This is a genomic window from Actinomadura rudentiformis (assembly GCF_008923185.1).
In the GTDB taxonomy this organism is placed as follows: domain Bacteria; phylum Actinomycetota; class Actinomycetes; order Streptosporangiales; family Streptosporangiaceae; genus Spirillospora; species Spirillospora rudentiformis.
In genome coordinates this window covers 81,525-99,294 of sequence record NZ_WBMT01000022.1, presented here as the reverse complement: position 1 = coordinate 99,294, position 17,770 = coordinate 81,525, and the positions used below count along the sequence as shown (strand labels likewise).

14 protein-coding genes are annotated in these 17,770 nt (G+C 71.3%); 7 read left to right on the top strand and 7 right to left on the bottom strand.

Annotated features, from left to right (window positions below):
- The first annotated feature begins 59 nt into the window (after positions 1 to 59).
- Positions 60 to 320 carry a DUF6458 family protein gene (locus tag F8566_RS38265; RefSeq protein ID WP_151567130.1) on the top strand — a complete coding sequence of 87 codons (261 nt, stop codon included), beginning with the start codon at positions 60 to 62 and terminating at the stop codon, positions 318 to 320.
- Positions 321 to 616: 296 nt separating this feature from the next.
- On the opposite strand, the gene F8566_RS38260 is transcribed toward F8566_RS38265, so the two are convergent.
- Positions 617 to 2,785 (bottom strand): putative bifunctional diguanylate cyclase/phosphodiesterase, encoded by a 2,169-nt coding sequence (locus tag F8566_RS38260; protein ID WP_151567128.1) that lies wholly within the window; start codon positions 2,783 to 2,785, stop codon positions 617 to 619.
- 487 nt (positions 2,786 to 3,272) lie between these two features.
- Positions 3,273 to 5,447 carry an NAD-dependent DNA ligase LigA gene (ligA, locus tag F8566_RS38255; RefSeq protein WP_151567126.1) on the bottom strand — a complete coding sequence of 725 codons (2,175 nt, stop codon included), beginning with the start codon at positions 5,445 to 5,447 and terminating at the stop codon, positions 3,273 to 3,275.
- A 138-nt stretch (positions 5,448 to 5,585) separates the two neighbouring features.
- Here ligA and F8566_RS38250 point away from each other — a divergent pair, with 138 nt between their 5' ends.
- Both F8566_RS38250 and F8566_RS38245 read left to right on the top strand, forming a co-directional pair.
- The gene (locus F8566_RS38250; protein ID WP_225993885.1) at positions 5,586 to 6,422 is read left to right on the top strand and encodes an LLM class F420-dependent oxidoreductase; all 837 of its coding nucleotides are present in this window, start codon (positions 5,586 to 5,588) and stop codon (positions 6,420 to 6,422) included.
- A 20-nt stretch (positions 6,423 to 6,442) separates the two neighbouring features.
- Positions 6,443 to 7,444, top strand: a complete 1,002-nt coding sequence (locus tag F8566_RS38245; protein WP_151567124.1) for a methionine synthase — start codon at positions 6,443 to 6,445, stop codon at positions 7,442 to 7,444.
- A 69-nt stretch (positions 7,445 to 7,513) separates the two neighbouring features.
- Here F8566_RS38245 and mnmA read toward each other — a convergent pair whose 3' ends face one another.
- On the bottom strand, positions 7,514 to 8,590 hold the full coding sequence (mnmA, locus tag F8566_RS38240) for a tRNA 2-thiouridine(34) synthase MnmA (protein WP_151567122.1): 1,077 nt from the start codon (positions 8,588 to 8,590) through the stop codon (positions 7,514 to 7,516).
- 63 nt (positions 8,591 to 8,653) lie between these two features.
- Here mnmA and F8566_RS38235 point away from each other — a divergent pair, with 63 nt between their 5' ends.
- On the top strand, positions 8,654 to 9,688 hold the full coding sequence (locus F8566_RS38235) for a DUF695 domain-containing protein (protein WP_151567120.1): 1,035 nt from the start codon (positions 8,654 to 8,656) through the stop codon (positions 9,686 to 9,688).
- A 16-nt stretch (positions 9,689 to 9,704) separates the two neighbouring features.
- Here the strand turns inward: F8566_RS38235 and F8566_RS38230 are convergent, their stop codons facing one another.
- From F8566_RS38230 to F8566_RS38220, 3 genes are all read right to left on the bottom strand, one after another.
- On the bottom strand, positions 9,705 to 10,553 hold the full coding sequence (locus F8566_RS38230; RefSeq protein ID WP_151567118.1) for a DUF1206 domain-containing protein: 849 nt from the start codon (positions 10,551 to 10,553) through the stop codon (positions 9,705 to 9,707).
- Positions 10,554 to 10,620: 67 nt separating this feature from the next.
- Positions 10,621 to 12,483 (bottom strand): sensor histidine kinase, encoded by a 1,863-nt coding sequence (locus tag F8566_RS38225; protein WP_225993884.1) that lies wholly within the window; start codon positions 12,481 to 12,483, stop codon positions 10,621 to 10,623.
- 3 nt (positions 12,484 to 12,486) lie between these two features.
- Positions 12,487 to 13,200: a response regulator transcription factor gene (locus tag F8566_RS38220; protein ID WP_151567116.1), complete on the bottom strand. Its 714-nt coding sequence runs from the start codon at positions 13,198 to 13,200 to the stop codon at positions 12,487 to 12,489.
- Positions 13,201 to 13,356: 156 nt separating this feature from the next.
- Here F8566_RS38220 and F8566_RS38215 point away from each other — a divergent pair, with 156 nt between their 5' ends.
- Positions 13,357 to 14,265 carry a phytanoyl-CoA dioxygenase family protein gene (locus F8566_RS38215; protein ID WP_151567114.1) on the top strand — a complete coding sequence of 303 codons (909 nt, stop codon included), beginning with the start codon at positions 13,357 to 13,359 and terminating at the stop codon, positions 14,263 to 14,265.
- 237 nt (positions 14,266 to 14,502) lie between these two features.
- On the opposite strand, the gene F8566_RS38210 is transcribed toward F8566_RS38215, so the two are convergent.
- A complete protein-coding gene (locus F8566_RS38210) occupies positions 14,503 to 15,666 on the bottom strand; it encodes a cysteine desulfurase family protein (protein ID WP_151567356.1) in 1,164 nt (387 codons plus the stop codon).
- 127 nt (positions 15,667 to 15,793) lie between these two features.
- On the opposite strand from F8566_RS38210, the gene F8566_RS38205 reads away from it, so the two are divergent.
- Together F8566_RS38205 and F8566_RS38200 are read left to right on the top strand one after the other, a co-directional pair.
- Complete coding sequence (locus tag F8566_RS38205; protein WP_151567112.1) at positions 15,794 to 16,315, top strand: TetR/AcrR family transcriptional regulator; 522 nt, start codon at positions 15,794 to 15,796, stop codon at positions 16,313 to 16,315.
- A gap of 176 nt (positions 16,316 to 16,491) precedes the next feature.
- Positions 16,492 to 17,736, top strand: a complete 1,245-nt coding sequence (locus F8566_RS38200; protein WP_151567110.1) for an MFS transporter — start codon at positions 16,492 to 16,494, stop codon at positions 17,734 to 17,736.
- Positions 17,737 to 17,770: the final 34 nt, after the last annotated feature.

The window sequence follows — 17,770 nt, the reverse complement described above, 5'->3', positions numbered from 1 at the left end:
TATCGGCACATGGGGAACGGAACTCCCGTACGTCCGAGGACGAACGAGAGGAGAGCGCCATGACCATCGGTGGCAGCATCGCCCTGATCATCATTGGTGCGATCTTGGCTTATGCCGTGAACTACGAGTTCAGCGGCGTCGACATCCGCGTGGTCGGCATCATCCTGATGCTCGGCGGCCTGATCGGTCTGATCATCGGCATAGCCCGCATCGCCACCGCCCGCCGCCGCGTAGCCCCACCCCCGCCTGCGGTCCGCGAAGAGCGCTACTACGAAGACCCCGCCTACGAGGAGCCGCCCGCCCGCCGTCGCCGCTACTGACCTAACGCATCCCCACGGCCAACTCACCGGTATCACCTCACCGAGTGCGCACGACCCGCACGCCCACCCACGACCGCTCTCGCTGACCCGCGCCGCCCGCACATGGATCGCGAGCGCCCTGAGCTGAGCATGCGCACGCGTCTCACCGACACGGGGCCACCCGCATGGGGCCGTAGGCCCGTACTTTGAGCCGAGCGTGCGCGCATGCGCAATGCGTGCGTGTGCCCAGAATCAAGCTGCCCGCATGCGCACCGCGAACGCGCTACCTGAGCCTGAAACGAGCCGCAGGCGAAGTTTCAGAGCGAAGATCGCGAAGCGATGTCGCGTTCGCCGCTTTCACGGTTCGGTTCCGAGCCGCCAGGCGAGGGGCCGAGGCCGTGAAAGCCATTAACGGAGCGCAACCAGTCGGTGGCGGTGGCGGCGTCCATGGGGCGGCCGAAATGCCAGCCCTGGGCGGCGTCGCAGCCCATCTCGCGCAGGAGGCGGGCGGTCTGGGCGTCCTCGACGCCCTCGGCGACCGAACGGAGGCCGAGGGTGCGGACGAGGTCCACGATGGAGCGGACGATCACTGCGTCCTCGGCGGTGGCCGTCAGGCGCTGCACGAACGAGGAGTCGATCTTGAGCTCCTCGACCGGGAGGCGCTTGAGGCGGACCAGGGACGAGTAGCCGGTGCCGAAGTCGTCCAGGCTGAGCGGGATGCCCAGTTCGGCGAGAGAGCCGACGGTCTCGGAGGCGTAGGCGGTCTCGTTCATCAGGATCCGCTCGGTGATCTCCAGCTGGAGGGCGGCGGCGGGGAGGCCGTGTTCGAGCAGGCCGTCCTCGATCGCCTCGGCGAGGCCGGTGTCGAGCAGGTCGCGGCCGGAGGCGTTGACCGAGACCTGGACGGCCAGGTCTTCCTTCCACCAGGAGGCCGCCTGGGCGAGGGCGGCGTTCACCACGTAGTGGGTGATGGCCCGCATGAGGTACGTCTGCTCGGCGATCGGCAGGAAGTCGTCAGGTTCGAGCAGGCCCTGCTCGGGGTGGCGCCAGCGGATCAGCGCCTCCATGCCGACCAGCTGGCCGTCATGCAGGGAGATCTTGGGCTGGTAGTAGAGCTCCAGCTCACCGCGGTCGATGGCCCCGCGCAGGTCGCCGAGCATGCCGAGGCGGGCGGGCGAGTTGCGGTCCTTGTCGGGCGAGTAGACCTCGACACCGGTGCGGTTTTCCTTGGCGTTGTACATCGCGACGTCGGCGCGCTGGAGGAGCAGCTCGAAGTCGGGCGCGTGGTCGGGGAAGAGCGCGATCCCGACGCTGGCCTCCAGGTCGAACGAGAGCCCGTCGAGCCGGACGGGCTCGCTGAGGGCGGCGCGGAGGCGGGCGGCCACCTCGCGTGCGGCGGCCGCGTCGCGGACGGTGGGCAGCAGCACGGCGAACTCGTCGCCGCCGAGCCGGGCCACGAGGTCGCCCGGGCGCACGCTGTGGGTGAGGCGGTGCGCGACGAGCTGGAGCAGCCGGTCGCCGGTCGGGTGCCCCAGCGTGTCGTTGACCTCCTTGAACCTGTCGAGGTCGAGAAGGAACAGGCCGGCCCGGCCGCCGACGGGATCGGCCTGCTGGCGGCGGCCCGCGCCGACCATCCCGCCGAGCCTGCGGGCCGTGGCGCCGCGTACTTCGGCGAGCGCCTCCTCCGTCCGGACGATCAGCATCTTGCGGTTGGGCAGCCCGGTCAGCCCGTCGTGCAGGGCCTGGTGCTCCCGGCGGACCGATACCGACGCGTTCAGGTAGACCGCGATGAACGGCAGCACGATGAGCTGCAGGAACCAGGCCGACCGGTCCATCGCCACGACCATCAGCGGCGCGAGGCCGAGCAGCGCCAGGTGCACCAGGACCTGATAGCCCAGGTCCCAGCGCAGCGCCTTGATCAGCGACACCCGTTCGTGCAGGGCGACGGCCGCGCCGACGAGGGCGTCGTTGCAGATGAAGTAGACCGCGCCGGCCAGGGCGATGGCGGGCAGGTCCCTGCCTTCGGGCACCCATGGGTCGGAGGGGACGCCGTGGATGCCGCAGGCGAGGAGGGCGAGCTGGGCGGCGGCCAGGCTGAGCGTGTACTGCGCCACGTTGAACGCGATGCGGTGGGGCGTGCGTCCGCGGAAGACCCCGCAGGTGATGACCGCGACCGCCTGCAACACGGCCGCGATCGGCAGCCCGGCGTAGAGCAGCGCGGCGAACGAGAACGTGGTGGACGTGGTCGCCCCGTTGTTCTCGGTGGAGCCGGGGGTGATGATCGGCCGAAGCTCGCCGAACACGATGAAGGCGCCGAGGATCAGGATGACCGGCATGTGGACGAGGGCGTCCAGCTCGGTCGCGGTCAGCCGGGTGAGCGTGGCGACGAACGCGCCCACGCCCAGCGAGATGACCACGACGAAGAAGATCCACAGCGGTGAGCCCCTGCGCGGCATCGTGTTCCGCGTGTTGTTCGGGTCCTTCATCACATCCTCGGGGGGTACGGGGAGGTCACCCTGGCCGGGCGCCGGGTACGGAGTAGGCCCCGGCGGCCGGTGTGGCCTCGGGGTCGTACTCCCGGCTGACACGGCCGGTGGGTTCGGAGGTCGGTCCGCGACGGGCGCCGGGGGCGCCTTCGAGAACCGGGCGTCCCCTCGGCCGGCACGGCCGGGGGGCAGGATTGTCCGTCCTCCTGGCCGCTGTGGCCCGGAGTCCGGGTCGGGCCCCGGGCCGCGTGGCCCGGGCGTCCCCCGGCCGATGTCACCGGGGTGTCGCCGCCGCTTTTCCGCCCGTTCACACCGCCGGAGGATCGGAGTGTGTGACCAGAGGGAGAGTACGACGTTTGCTCAACTTCGCGAAACCGATTGCGTACGTTCCGTTATGCCCAATCCGCACCCTAACGCCACCAGTGGGTAGTGGGACAGTACCCTTAAGTAACTTTCAGCTGGTTATCTGTGCAACGAACACGCGCCGTCATTCATCCCCGCGCTGGGTTACGGCTTTGGCCGCATCTGGCCCTTCCGTCAGAAGAACGCGGAATCCGTCCTCATCCAGGACCGGAACGCCCAGCTTGATCGCTTTGTCGTATTTGGACCCGGGACTGTCGCCGACGACCACGAAGCCCGTCTTCTTGGAGACCGAGCCGGTGACCTTGCCACCGAGATCCTGGATCGCCTCCGTCGCCGAGTCGCGGCTGAATCCGTCCAATGACCCGGTGACCACCACCGTGACGCCCTCCAGCGGCCGCGGCCCCGCGTCGGCGCCCTCGTCCTCCATCCGGACGCCGGCCGCCCGCCACTTGTCGACGATCTCGCGGTGCCAGTCGACCTCGAACCACGCCTTGATCGACGCGGCGACGGCCGGGCCGACGCCGTCGACCGCCACCAGCTCCTCCTCGGAGGCGTTCGCGATGCGGTCGAGCGAACGCATCTCGCGGGCGATGTCCTGGGCGGCGGTCGGGCCCACGTGCCGGATCGACAGAGACACCAGCACCCGCCAGAGCGGCTGCTGCTTGGCCTTTTCGAGCTCCTCGAAGAGCTTCTCGACGGTCTTCTTGGGCTCGCCGTCCTTGTTGGCGAAGAACGTGACGACCTTCTCCTCGCCCGTCTTCGGATCGATCTTGGGCAGGCCGGTGCGCATCTCGCGCACCACCGTCCGGATCGGCAGCAGCTGCTCGACGGTCAGATGGAACAGGTCGCCCTCGTTCTTGACCGGCGGGTCGCTGGGCTCCAGCGGCTGGGTGAGCGCCGTCGCGCCGACATAGCCGAGCGCCTCGATGTCGAGCGCGTTGCGGCTGGCCAGGAAGTAGAGCCGCTCGCGCAGCTGCGCCGGGCAGAACTGCGCGTTGGGGCAGCGGATGTCGGCGTCGCCCTCCTTCTCGTACGCCAGCTCGGTGTCGCACTCAGGGCAGCGCGTGGGCATCTGGAACTCGCGCTCGGACCCGTCGCGCAGCCCGCTGACCGGCGCGACGATCTCGGGGATCACGTCGCCCGCCTTGCGCAGCACGACCGTGTCACCGATCAGCACGCCCTTGCGCTTGACCTCGCTCGCGTTGTGGAGGGTGGCATAGGCCACCGTGGAGCGCGCGACCGTGACCGGCTCCATCACTCCGTACGGCGTGACGCGGCCGGTGCGGCCCACTCCGACCTTGATGTCGAGGAGCTTGGTGTTGACCTCCTCGGGAGGGAACTTCCACGCGATCGCCCAGCGCGGGGCCCGCGAGGTCGAACCCAGCCGCCGCTGCAACGCGAACTGGTCGACCTTGACCACCACGCCGTCGATCTCGTAGCCGGGTTCGCGCCGGTGCTCGCCGTAGTGGCCGATGTATTCGCGGACGGCGTCGAGCCCTCCGAGGACCTTGTAGAGGTCGCTGACCGGCAGCCCCCAGGCGCGCATCATCTCGTACGCCTCGGACTGGCTCTCGGGTCGTTTGCCGTCGCCGGCCTCCCAGGCGCCGAAACCGTGCACGAGCATGCGGAGCGGGCGCTGGGCGGTGACGCGGGGGTCCTTCTGGCGGAGGGAGCCCGCCGCCGCGTTGCGCGGGTTGGCGAACGGTTCTTTGCCGGCGTCGGCCTGCGCGGCGTTGACCTGCTCGAATCCCTCCTCTGGCAGATAGACCTCGCCGCGGACCTCCAGGGTCTCGGGCCAGCCTGAGCCCTGCAGCTGAGTGGGTATGTCGTCGATGGTGCGCACGTTGTTGGTGACGTCCTCGCCTGTACGTCCGTCACCGCGGGTGATGCCGCGCACCAGCCGGCCGTTCTCGTAGACGAGCGCGATGGCCAGACCGTCGATCTTGAGCTCGCACAGGTAACCGGCGACCTCGCCGACCTCCTTGACCACCCGTTCGTCCCAGGCGAGGAGCTCGTCCGCGGTCATCGCGTTGTCGAGGCTCTGCATGCGCTCCAGGTGCGCGACGGTCGCGAAGTCGGTGACGATGGGCGCCCCGACCCGCTGCGTCGGGGAGTCGGGCGTCACCAGCTCCGGATGGGCGGCCTCGAGCTCCTGCAGCTCGCGCAACCGCTGGTCGTACTCGGCGTCGGTCCACGTGGGGTTGTCGAGCACGTAGTAGCGGTAGTTGGCCTCGTCGATCTCCTGGCTCAGCCGCGCGTGCCGCTGCGCCGCCTCGGTCGGAACACCCTCGATGCTCATGACCTCATTCTGTCGTGCGGGACCGACATTCCAACCGGCACGGCACGCCCATTCTGACCAGCGAGAAGAGCGTCACCGGCCTGACTCTTCTATTGTCGATGACCGGCTGGGCGACGGAAGCGGAGTCGCCTCCTGTGGATGACCGAGGGAGCGGCGATGGAGTTCGGTGTCTCGACGTTCGTGACCGATGACGGGATCGGCCCGGTGGCGCTCGGACGGGCGCTGGAGGAACGGGGTTTCTCGTCCCTCTTCCTCGCCGAGCACACTCACATCCCGGCCAAGCGCGAGTCGCCTTGGCCAGGCGGCGCCGAGCTCCCGCGGCACTACTACCGGACGTACGACCCGTTCGTCGCCTTGAGCGCAGCAGCCGCGGTGACCGAACGCCTCCGGCTTGGCACGGGCATCGCGCTCGTCGTCCAGCGCGACCCGATCATCCTCGCCAAGGAGGTGGCCTCGCTCGACCGGGTGTCCGGCGGCCGGGCCGTCCTGGGCGTCGGCGCGGGCTGGAACCGCGAGGAGATGCGCAACCACGGCACCGATCCCAAGACGCGGATGCGGCTGCTGCGCGAACGCGTGCTGGCGGTCAAGGAGCTGTGGACCAAGGACCAGGCGGAGTTCCACGGCGAGTTCGTCGACTTCGACCCCGTCTTCTCCTATCCCAAGCCCGTCCAGGAGCCGCACCCGCCGGTGATGATCGGCGGCTCCGGGCCGACCACGTTCGACCGGGTGATCGAGTTCGGCGACGGATGGATGCCGATCCACGGCCGCGGCACCGCCGACCTGGCCGGTCAGATCACCGGGCTGCGCGAACGCGCGGGGCGGCCCGTGCCGGTCACGCTGTTCGCCGTCGTGCCCAAGCCGGAGATCATCGCCGAGCTCGAAGCGGCCGGCGTCGACGAGGTGCTCTTCAACCTGCCGACCGAGACCGAGGCCGACACGCTCCGGCGGCTGGACTCCATGGCCGCCCTGCTCTGACGCCCCCATAGGGTTGTCACGTGGACTTTCCCTGGGAGGCGGGCACCGCTACGGGTGTCGGGTCGTACCCCGGCACCGACCCGGCCGAGGCATTGCGGGTCGTGCTGGGCGAGTTGCCCGGGCTGCCGCATCTGCCTGAGCTTCCCGAGCGCGGGCCGGGCGCCGACATGATCGGCCGTACGGCGGGGCTGCTGGTCGATCTCGCCGTGCGCGTGGAGCCCTCAGGCTGGCGGTTCTCCGACCGGCCCGGGCGGGACACGCGGCGTTCCCACGACCATCTCGTCCGGGACCTGGACGTGCTGGAGGAGCTGGCGGGCGATCACGACGGGCCGTTCAAGATCCAGGTGTGCGGGCCGTGGACGCTCGCCGCCGGGATCGAGCTCAGGAGCGGCGACCGGGCGCTCAAGGATCCGGGCGCGGTGCGCGACCTGACCGCGTCCCTGGCCGAGGGCGTGGCCGGGCATGTCGCGGACGTGCGACGACGGCTGCCGAACGCACAGATCCTGCTGCAGCTCGACGAGCCGGGGCTGCCGGCGGCGCTGGCCGGGACCGTGCCGACCGCGAGCGGGTTCTCGCGGCTGCGGGCGATCGAGGCGCCGATCGCCGAGGACGGGCTCCGGCAGGTCATCGAGGCCTCGGGAGCGTTCCCGATCGTGCACTGCTGCGCGCCGAACGTGCCGTACGGGCTGCTGCGCGGCGCCGGAGCCAAGGCGATCTCGGCCGACCTCGGTCTGGTGCCCAAGCGGGACGACGACGCGGTGGGAGAGACGATCGACGCGGGGATCGGCCTGCTGCTGGGAGTGCTGCCGGGCACGGACGCCGCGCTGCCGCGGCTCCAGGCGACCGCCGCTCCCGTGCGGGATCTGTGGCGGCGGCTGGGCTTCCCGATCGCGCAGCTGGGCGAACAGGTGGTCATCACGCCCTCCTGCGGCCTGGCAGGCGCGTCGCCCTCGTACGTACGCGCCGCCCTCAGGCGTTGCCAGGAGACCGCCCGCACGCTGCACGAGGCGCCAGACGCCTGACGCCAGACGCCAGACGCCAGACGCAGGACCCTGACGCCTGACGCCTGACGCAGCCGACCCGAGCCCGAGCTAGGCGGGGACGCGGGCGGTGTCGGCGATGGTGGCCGAGCCGAGGACGCGGTCGTCCTCGTACAGGACCGCTGCCTGGCCGGATGCCACACCGCGGGCGGGCCGGGCGAGGCGGATGGTCAGCCGGTCGCCGTCCGGCTCCGCGACGCAGTCGTAGACCTCGCCGTGCGCCCGCAGCTGGACCTGGCAGCCGAACGGGCCCGCCGGGACCTCCGCGAGCCACACCGGACGTTCGGCGGTGATCTCAGTCACATCGAGGGCCTCGCGCGGGCCGACCGTGACGGTGTTGGTGACCGGCGAGATGTCCAGGACGTACCGCGGCTTGCCGTCGGGGGCCGGAGTGCCCAGCCGCAGGCCCTTGCGCTGGCCGACGGTGTAGCCGTAGGAGCCCTCGTGCTCGCCCACCTGGTTGCCCTCGATGTCCACGATGGGGCCGGGGGCGGCGCCGAGGCGTTCGGCCAGGAAGCCCTTGGTGTCGCCGTCGGCGATGAAGCAGATGTCATGGCTGTCGGGCTTGTCGGCGACCTGCAGTCCGCGCCGTTCCGCCTCGGCCCGGATGTCGGCCTTGGTGGTGTCGCCGAGCGGGAACATCGCGTGGGCGAGTTGCTCGGGGGTGCAGACGGCCAGCACGTACGACTGGTCCTTGCCGCCGTCCACTCCGCGCCGCAGAACGCCGTCCGCCAAGCGCGCGTAATGCCCGGTGCAGACCGCGTCGAAGCCGAGCGCCAGCGCCCTGTCCAGCAGCGCCTCGAACTTGATCTTCTCGTTGCAGCGCAGGCAGGGATTGGGCGTCCGGCCCGCCGCGTACTCGGACACGAAGTCCTCCACCACGTCATGGTGGAACCGTTCGGCCAGATCCCAGACATAGAACGGAATGCCGATCACATCGGCCGCGCGGCGGGCGTCCCTGGAGTCCTCCAGGGTGCAGCACCCGCGGGCGCCGGTGCGGTACGACTGCGGGTTGCTGGACAGGGCCATGTGCACGCCGGTGACGTCGTGGCCGGCCTCGGCGGCCCGGGCGGCGGCCACTGCTGAGTCGACGCCGCCCGACATGGCGGCCAGTACGCGGAGAGTCATAACTTCTCAAGGGTAAGCGGCGTGGGCAGGAGGACGGGAATTCCGCGTACGATGATGCCCGCCATGGGAATCTTTCGCCGTCCCCGCGACACGTCAGCCGCGACACCGCTTCCCGCGATCATCGACTTCTGGGAGTGGTGGGCGCAGGCCCGTCCCTCGATCGAGGACGCCCTCGGTGACGGGCTCTCGACCGAGCTGGTCGAGGAGCTCTCCCGCCGGGTGAACAAGATCCATCCCGAGTTGCAGTGGGAGATCGGGGGGTCCGAGGAGGACGGCCCGTCCCTCACGGTGACGAGCGGTGGTGACCCGGAGCTGCGCGGGCTGTCCGAACGCTGGTACCGCGCCGCGCCCGTGGGCACGAACTGGCGGTTCCACGCGGCGCGCCAGGCCGATCACGAGATGCTGAGCCAGCAGCTCCTGCTCGGCGACCACGAGTTCGATCTCGAGTACGTGCGGTTCGGGATGCGCGCCGACCAGCTCCGCGGCCGGGTCGACATCGTCGCCTACCACCCCGACTTCCTGTTCGTCTCCGAGGAGCAGCAGGTCCAGGTCGCGCTGCACGTCCTGGACTGGGCGCTCGGCGAGGACGACGTGGCCCGCTGGATCGGCGAGGTCCGCATCGCCACCGAGGCGCCGATGGACGCGCTGCCGCCCGCGATGTTGCCCGTCGTCGTCGAGCAGGTCACCGAGGACTTCCGCGAGCCGACCTGGCTCACCGGCGAGGGCCGCACCCCGCGCGGGCACCCCTCACAGCTGCGGGCCCGTTTCCCGCTGCACCGCCAGGACTACCCGCTCTGCGATCAGCACGTGGCGATCTCGGTGCCGTACGCCAACAGCAACCCGGACCGGCTGCCGGTCGACCCTTCGGCGGGGGCTCTGCGCAAGTTCGAGAAGAAGCTGGCGGGCCTCGGCGACCGCGCGGTGCTGGCCGTCCGGGAGACCGGTGACGGGCTGCGGGTGTTCCACCTGTACGCCGACCCGGACTCGGGCGTGATCGCCGAGCTCGACCAGCTCGCCGCGAGCTGGGCCGAGGGCAAGGCCAAGGTCGCCTCCACCCCCGACCCCGGCTGGCGCAGCCTGGCCCCGTTCCAGCCATGACCCCCGCGTGTGCGGGTCAGGAGCGTACGGCTTCGACCTTGCGCCAGCGCGACTCGCACAGCGAGTAGACCCCGAAGATCACCAAGCCCAGGGCCACCGCGATGAGGAGCCAGGGGCCGGCGGGGGTGGCGGCCAGCTCGCGCAGCGTGCCGTCCAGGCCCTTGGCCTTGCCGGGATCGAACGTGATCGCCGCGTACGCCAGGAACACCCCGGCGCTCATCGCCACGACGCCCCGGGCGATGTGACCGACGACGCCGAGCGCCTCGACGGTCCGCTGCACCCGCTGGTCCATGCCGAACGTCTTGAGCTCCTGGCGGAAGTCGCGGCTCGCGCCGTGCCAGACCTGGTGCGCTCCCCAGGCGATGACACCGATGCCCACCGCGAGCACGAGCCATCGCCCGCCCGGCTCGCTCATCGCCCGCGCGGTGAACGACTTCGACTCCTGGTCGCTGGAGCTGGACTTGCTGCTGAGCACGAACGCCAGCGTCCCGGCGCAGGCCACCGTGTAGACCACCCCCCGCCCGAACGCCGCCAGCCGCTTGCGCGCCTTGCGCCCGTCCGGCACCGGCTGCCCGTACCGCGCCTCGGAGAACCCCCACAGCGCCAGTCCCGCCAGCCCGATCACCAGGAGCCACAACACGACGGCGCCGCCGGGCCTGCCGGCGATCTCTTGCAGGGCGCCGCCCCTGTCGGCCTCCCTGCCGCCGCCCTCCCCCATGCCGACCCGGACCGCCAGCCAGCCGACCAGCAGGTAGAGCAGGCCCCGTGCGGCCAGGCCGACCCTGGAGAGCCGGTGAAACCAAGGATGCCCCGCTGTCTGCCTGCCCAGTCCGCCGGAACCGGTCCCGGCCACGTTCGCCGTCATGACGTCCCCTTTCTCGAACGGACAAGCCGTCCCCGCAGGAAGGGGCTCCAAACCGGTCCTGGCGGCCTCAGCGGCTCTCCGGCGGCGGCATCGGCGGCAGTTGGACGGTGAACGTCGAACCCGCGCCCGTGGCGCTCTCGGCGCTGAGGGTGCCGCCGTGCGCCGCGACGATGCCCTTGGCGATCGAGAGGCCGAGCCCTCGCCCGCGCCCGCCGGTCCCCCGGCCGCGCGCGGCGTCCGCACGCCAGAACCGGTCGAACACGTTGCGCAGGTCATCGGCCTCGATTCCGTGCCCCGTGTCGGCGACAGAGATCAGCACGCCGCCGTCGTCCGCCGGCCAGGCCCGCAGCGTGATCGTCCCGCCGGGCGGCGTGGCCGCCAGCGCGTTGGTCACCAGGTTGCCGACCACCTGGCGCAGCCGGTCGGCGTCACCGTTCACCGAAGGCACGGGCACCGTGTCGACCAGCAGGCGGACGCCCTGGGACTCGGCGGCCACCCGGTGGGTGAAGCCGTACGTCTCCAGCAACTCCACCACGTCCAGCGGCTCAAGGCGCATGCGCAGCGCCCCCGACTCGGCGAGCGCCAGGTCCTGCAGGTCGTCGATCAGCCGCTGCTGGAGCACCGCCTCCTCGTGCAGGGAGGCCAGCAACTCCTGGTCGGGTTTCAGGACACCGTCCTGGAGCGCCTCCAGGTAGCCCCGCATGGTGGACAGCGGCGTGCGCAGCTCGTGCGCGATGTCGCTGATCATGCGCCGCTGCGCCTCCTCGCTGCGCTGGAGCGAGTCGGCCATGCGGTTGAACGTGCGGCCCAGCGCCGCGATCTCGTCCTGGCCCCGGACGCGGACCCGTTCCGACAGATTGCCCGCGCCCAGCCGGCTGGAGGCCACCCGGAGCGTGGCGATCGGGGCCAGCACCCGGCGGCTGAGCAGCAGCGTCCCGGCGGCCAGCAGCACTGCCACGACGCTCGCCGCCGCGGCCACCCTGAAGAGCGGTATCCGGACCGCCCCGCGCTGGGGTTCGCTGTAGCCGAGCCAGATCAGCAGCGGCTCCGGCGCGACGCTCTCCAGCCGCTGCAGAAAGACCCGCCCCTCGCACGTCTCCTCGGGAACGAGGAACAGATCTTCCACGCCGACGGCGCCGGAAGCGGCGGCGCACGCCCTGACCGCCTGCGTGTCGGCTGCCGACTCGGCTTTCGTGCTCTTGGCCCGGGTGGCGCACCTCTTGGGCCCGTCGTCGCCTGCGGCGGGCGTGTACGCGGCGACCGGGTTCCGGGGGAACACGATCGGCTCCTGCCTCCGCATCGCGATCCCTTCACGGGTGTAGCAAGCCCGGAGGCGGATGGCGACCCGGTAGAAGTGAAGCCTCATCCTCAATTGCCCGGGGCTGATCCGCACGCTGCCCCCCGGGCGGTTCGCGGACAGCCCTGTGCTGTCCGGCTTCCCAGAGTCCTGCGGCGGATCGGCCTCCCCGCCGTCCGGCACGGTCGGCGGATGATCCGGCGCACTCGACGGATCGCCCGGTGTGGCCGACTCCCGGCTGATCGGTTGACCGGCGAACGCTCCGGCCACCAGCTCGCGCCGCGGGTCCAGGACCGAGGCGGGACGGCTCGTCGTGGGCCGGGCGGTGCGGCCCGCCAGTGTGTCGGTGTCGACGATGACGTCGCCGGACAGGCCGGCAAGCCGGATGCGCTGGTGGGTCCGCTCCTCCAGTTCCTGGGCCAGGCGCGGCACGCCCTCCCAGGTGCCGTGCGTGCTCCCGTACTTGACGAGCCCGTCCTCGATGGTGTCCACGTCCCGGTCGGCCGCGGCCGCCGAGTCGGTGAACTCGGCCGTCGTGGTGCGCACGGTCAGCCATGCGGTCGTGGCGATGGCGACCAGCGTGACCAGCGTGACGATGGCGAACACCCGCGCCCGGAATCCGAAGAACGGCATCGCTCAGCCTTCGACCGCGGGGCCGAGCCGGTAGCCGCGGCCATAGACCGTCTGAACGTAGACGGGCTTGGCCGGATCCTGCTCCATCTTGCGCCGCAGGTTCATCACGTGCGCGTCCACGGTGCGTTCGAGCACGTGATGGTCGAAGCCGAAGGCCAGTTCGAGGATCTGCGCGCGGGTGAAGACCCGGGTCGGCTCGGCCGCCAGCGTCTGCAGGATGCCGAACTCCTTCGCGGTCACCTCGACCCGGCGCCCGCCCGTACGCACCTCGAAACGGTTGGGATCCACCTCCAGATCCCCCACCCGCAACACCGGCTCCGCGGAGCCGGCGGCCGGCACCACCCCGACGCCCGCCCTTCGCAGGAGCGCGCGGACGCGTGCCGTCAGCACGCGGGGGCTGTAGGGCTTGGTCAGGTAGTCGTCGGCGCCCAGGTCGAGGCCGAGCAGCATGTCGTCCTCGGTCGAACGCGCCGTCAGCAACAGGATCGGGACCGACGCCTCGGCCCGGATGACGCGGCAGACGTCGAGCCCGTCGAGGCCAGGCATCATCACGTCGAGCACCAGCAGGTCCGGCCGGAGTGCGCGGGCACGTTCCAGCGCCTGGCGGCCGTCGCCGACCACGGTGACCCGGTGCCCTTCCCGCTCCAGATAGATCCGGATGAGCCGGGCCTGCTTGGGGTCGTCCTCCGCGACGAGGATACGAGGGGCCGTCCACATGATCCGGAAGGTACCAAGGGACACTCCGGTCACAGCGGGCGTCTCAGCCCCCACCCACCAAAAAGATCAAATCCGGATCGTTTCTTCACAGGTTCTTCAACGCCGTCGGCTTGAGTGACGCACCACGAAACGGAAGATCATCAAGGGGGACCACTCATGATCCAGCCGACGGACACGTTGGTCGCCGGGCCCTTCTCGCCCATCAGCGAGGAGGACCGGCGCACGTTCGAGGAACAGGGCTATCTCCTGATACCCCGCGCGCTGGACGAGCCCACGCGCGCCCGGATGGAGGAGGCGGTCGACCGGGTGTACGACGGCGAACGCCGGGCGGGCAGGCTGGGGCCGAACGGGGAGATCCACGCGCTGGGCGGGGTCCTCCGCGACGAGACGTTCCTCGAACTCCTGGACCTGCCGACCACGTTCCCGCACCTCTGGGGCCATCTCGGCTGGAACATCTACGTCAACCACAGCCACGTCGACGTCAACCCGCCCGTCCTGGACCCGCCCGCGCCCGGCTGGCTGTGGCACCAGGACGGCAAGCGGCAGAACGCGGACCTGGACATGGACCTGCGGCCGATGTTGTCCATCAAGATCGCGTACGTGCTGAGCGATCTGTCAGAGAAGGGGCGCGGGGGCACCCTTGTCCTGCCGCGCGGCCACCTGAGCAACACCCTGGACCGCACCGAGCCCGGCCCCGGCGGGGTCTACCCGCCGCCTCCCGGAGCGGTCGAGATCACGGCGAACCCGGGCGACGCGTTCATCTTCGACCGCCGGCTGTGGCACTCCCGGTCGCTCAACCACTCCACCGTCACCCGGAAGATGATCTTCCTCTGCTACACCTACCGCTGGATCCGCTGGTACGACGACGTGGCCATCGACCGGCACAGCGACTGGTGGCGCGGGCTGAGCGCGGTGCGCCGCCAACTCCTGGGCGACGGGGACGGGACGGCCACCTACTTCGGGATCTCGCGGGAACTGGGCGGCGCCTGGGACGAGGAGATCCCGCTGCGCGCCGAGCTCAAGTCCCGCGGGCTCCTCGACCGGAGCCGCCAGTTCCTGCGCTGACGCCCGCTCTGCGGCGGGTCGTTCACCCAACCCCGCTCGGGTGAACGACCCGCCGCAGCCCAACGAAAGATCCCGCCGGTCACCGGCCGTGGACCGCCGCGCGGGCCCCCTCCGCCCACCCGGGGCCCGCGCGGCTCAGCAGAAGCCCGCGCGGCAGAGACGGCGCAGCAGAAGACGTCGCGGCAGAAGATGGCGCAGCAGAAGACGGCGCAGCAGAACGCGTGGCGTGGGGCGGCGTCAGGTGAGGCCGGCGCGGCGGGCGCGTTCCACGGCGGGGCCGATGGCCTCGGCGAGGGCGGTGACGTCGGCGTCGGTCGAGGTGTGGCCGAGGGTGAAGCGGAGGGAGCCGCGGGCGCGGGCGGGATCGGCGCCCATGGCGAGGAGCACGTGGCTCGGCTGGGCGACTCCGGCCGAGCAGGCCGAGCCGGTGGAGCACTCGATGCCGCGCGCGTCCAGCAGCATGAGGAGCGCGTCGCCCTCGCAGCCGGGGAACGAGAAATGCGCGTTGCCGGGCAGCCGGTCGTCGGGATCGCCGTTCAGGATCGCGTCCGGCACCGCCGTACGGACCTCTTGGATCAGGCGGTCGCGGAGGGTGGCCATGCGCCGGGCCTGCTCGTCCCGCTGGGCGGCCGTGACCTGGACCGCGGCCGCGAGCCCTGCGATGGCGGGGGTGTCGAGCGTTCCGGAGCGCACGTCGCGCTCCTGGCCGCCGCCGTGCAGGACGGGGACCGGATCCACGCCCTTGGCCAGCAGCAGGGCGCCGACGCCGAGCGGGCCGCCGAGCTTGTGGCCGCTGAGGGTGAGGGCCTGCGCGCCGCTGCCCGCGAAGCCGACCGGTAGCTGGGCGGCGGCCTGCACCGCGTCGGTGTGGAAGGGGATGTCGTGCTCGCGGGCGATCGCCGCCAGTTCGGTGACGGGCTGGATGGTGCCGACCTCGTTGTTGGCCCACATGACCGTCACGAGCGCCACGTCGTCGGGGTCGGTGTGCACCGCCTCGCGCAGCGTCTCCGGGCGGACCCTGCCGAGCTCGTCGCACGGCAGCCACTCGACCTTGGCGCCCTCGTGGTCGGCCAGCCACTGGACGGCGTCCAGCACCGCGTGGTGCTCGATCGCGGCGGCCAGGACGCGGGTACGGGACGGATCGGCGGCGCGGCGGGCCCAGAAGATGCCCTTGACCGCGAGGTTGTCGGCCTCGGTGCCCCCGGAGGTGAAGATCACCTCGCTTGGCCGGGCGTCGAAGGCCTCGCCGATGATCTCGCGGGACTCCTCCACGACCCGCCGGGCCCGGCGGCCCACCGCGTGCAGTGAGGACGGGTTGCCCAGCTCACCCAGCTCCACCGTCATCGCGGCTATGGCCTCGGGACGCATGGGGGTCGTCGCCGCATGGTCGAGGTAGGTCACCACACGGTCAACACTATCCGCGCCGGGCTCGTTCCCTTCGCGCTGGGCCGGTTCCTCCGGCCCGGTGCTGCGGGTCACATGACGGTCGATTGAAACTGTACCGTCCGGTCGGTACAGTATAGAGGTCATGAAAAAAGACGCCCTCCTCGACGCCGCCGAGGCCGTGCTCAGCGAGCACGGCACGCAGGCCCTCACGCTCACCGCGGTCGCGGACCGCGCGGGCGTGAGCAAGGGTGGGCTGCTCTACCACTTCTCCACCAAGGAAGCCCTGGTCAAAGCGTTGGTGACACGGGTCATCGAGGAGTTCGACGATCTGATCGCCGAGCTGGACGACGGCACGCCGGGCTCGTACAGCCGGGCCTACGTCGAGGCGACGTTCAAGGTGTTCACCGACGGCGCCCGGACCTACCGACGATGGTCGGCCATCACGGCCGCCGCCACCGACCCGGAGCTGGCCGCCCCGCTCAACGAGGCGATGGCGCGCTGGCACCGCCGCGATCCGGCAGAGGATCGCGACCCGGTCGCGGGCATGATCGTCCGGCTGGCGGCCGAGGGCCTCTGGGAAGTGATGAGCCACAGTCCCGAGCTCTACGGCGAGGCCGAGCTCGCAGCGCTGAGAGAGCGGCTGCTGGCCCTGCTCGAACGCTGACCGGGACGGGCTCCACGCCCGTCCCCTTCATGACGCCACATCCTGATCGACCCTTCTGATCGACCGTGCCGTGCACGCACGGCCGCCTTCGCGGCCCCTGCGCACGGCTTCCTGCACTGCGTTCGGGGCCGCGCTGTGCGCGCACGTGCCCCACCGAGAAATGAAAGAGGTGAACCATGCTGTTCCGCGCTCGCCTTGGAACGTTCCTGACGTTCGCACTGGCGGGGCTGCTCACCGGCGTGTGGGTGGCGCGAATGCCCGCTCTGGCAGCCAAGTTCGGCACCAGCGAGAGCGAGATCGGCATAGTGGTCCTCATCTGGGGGCTCGGCGCCATCGTGGCGATGCAGGGACTGCGCACCGTCATCGCGCGGGCCGGCAGCCGCTCCGTACTGCGGATCGCCCTCCCGCTGACCGCCGCCTCGTACGTCTTCGTCGCGCTCGCGCCCACCTACTGGGCGCTGCTGATGGCGGTCGCGCTGTTCGGCATGACGTTCGGCATCACCGACATCGCGATGAACGCGCAGGGCACCGTCGTCGAGCAGGCCCACCGCCGCCCGATCATGAGCGGCATGCACGCCGGCTGGTGCGTCGGCGCCATGAGCGGCGGGCTCTTCGGTGTCGCGACCGCCGCCGCCGGGCTCGGCTTCACGGCGACCGTCCTTGTCGCCGCGATCGTCGCGCTGCCGGTCGCGTTCGCGCTGGGCCGCACGTACCTGGCCGACCCGCCCGCGGCCGTGCCCTCCAACGGCCGCCGGCGCGCCCGGATGCCCGTCGCGGTCTACCTGATCGGCGTGCTCGCGTTCATCGCCTTCATGGCCGAGGGCTCGATCGCCGACTGGAGCGGCCTGCTGCTGCACGACGAGCTCGGCACCACGCAGGCGGTGGCGGCGCTCGGCTACCCGATGTTCGAGTTCGCCATGCTGATCGGCCGGCTGACCGGCGACCGGCTGCGGACCCGCCTCGGCACCCGGCGCCTGCTGATCGCCTCCGGTGTCGGCACCGCGCTCGGCATGACCGTCGTCGTGCTGGCCCCGTCCGCGCCGTTCGCCCTCGCCGGGTTCTTCCTCACCGGGCTGGTGGTCTGCACGGTCGTCCCGACCACGATCTCGCTGGCCGGCACCGCCGCGCCCGGGCAGTCCGCCGCCGCGGTCGCCCAGGTCGGGGCGATGGGGTACGGCGGCCTGCTGCTCGGCCCGGTCGTGGTCGGCTTCCTCGCGGACGCCACCTCGCTCCGGCTCGGCGTCGGCGTCGTGGTCGTGCTCGCCCTGTTGATCGCGTTCGGCGCCCGCTTCGTTCCGCTCGGACCGGGCGACGTCGCGGTCGCCGGTGGCACCACCGTGCACGCCGCCGACGCGCTCGACGCCGTAGGCGAGACCGCCGCCGCCCCTGCCGGTGGTGACCGCGAACCCGTCGCGGCCTGACCGGACCACCGTTTCTTCCGGTATAACCCCACGT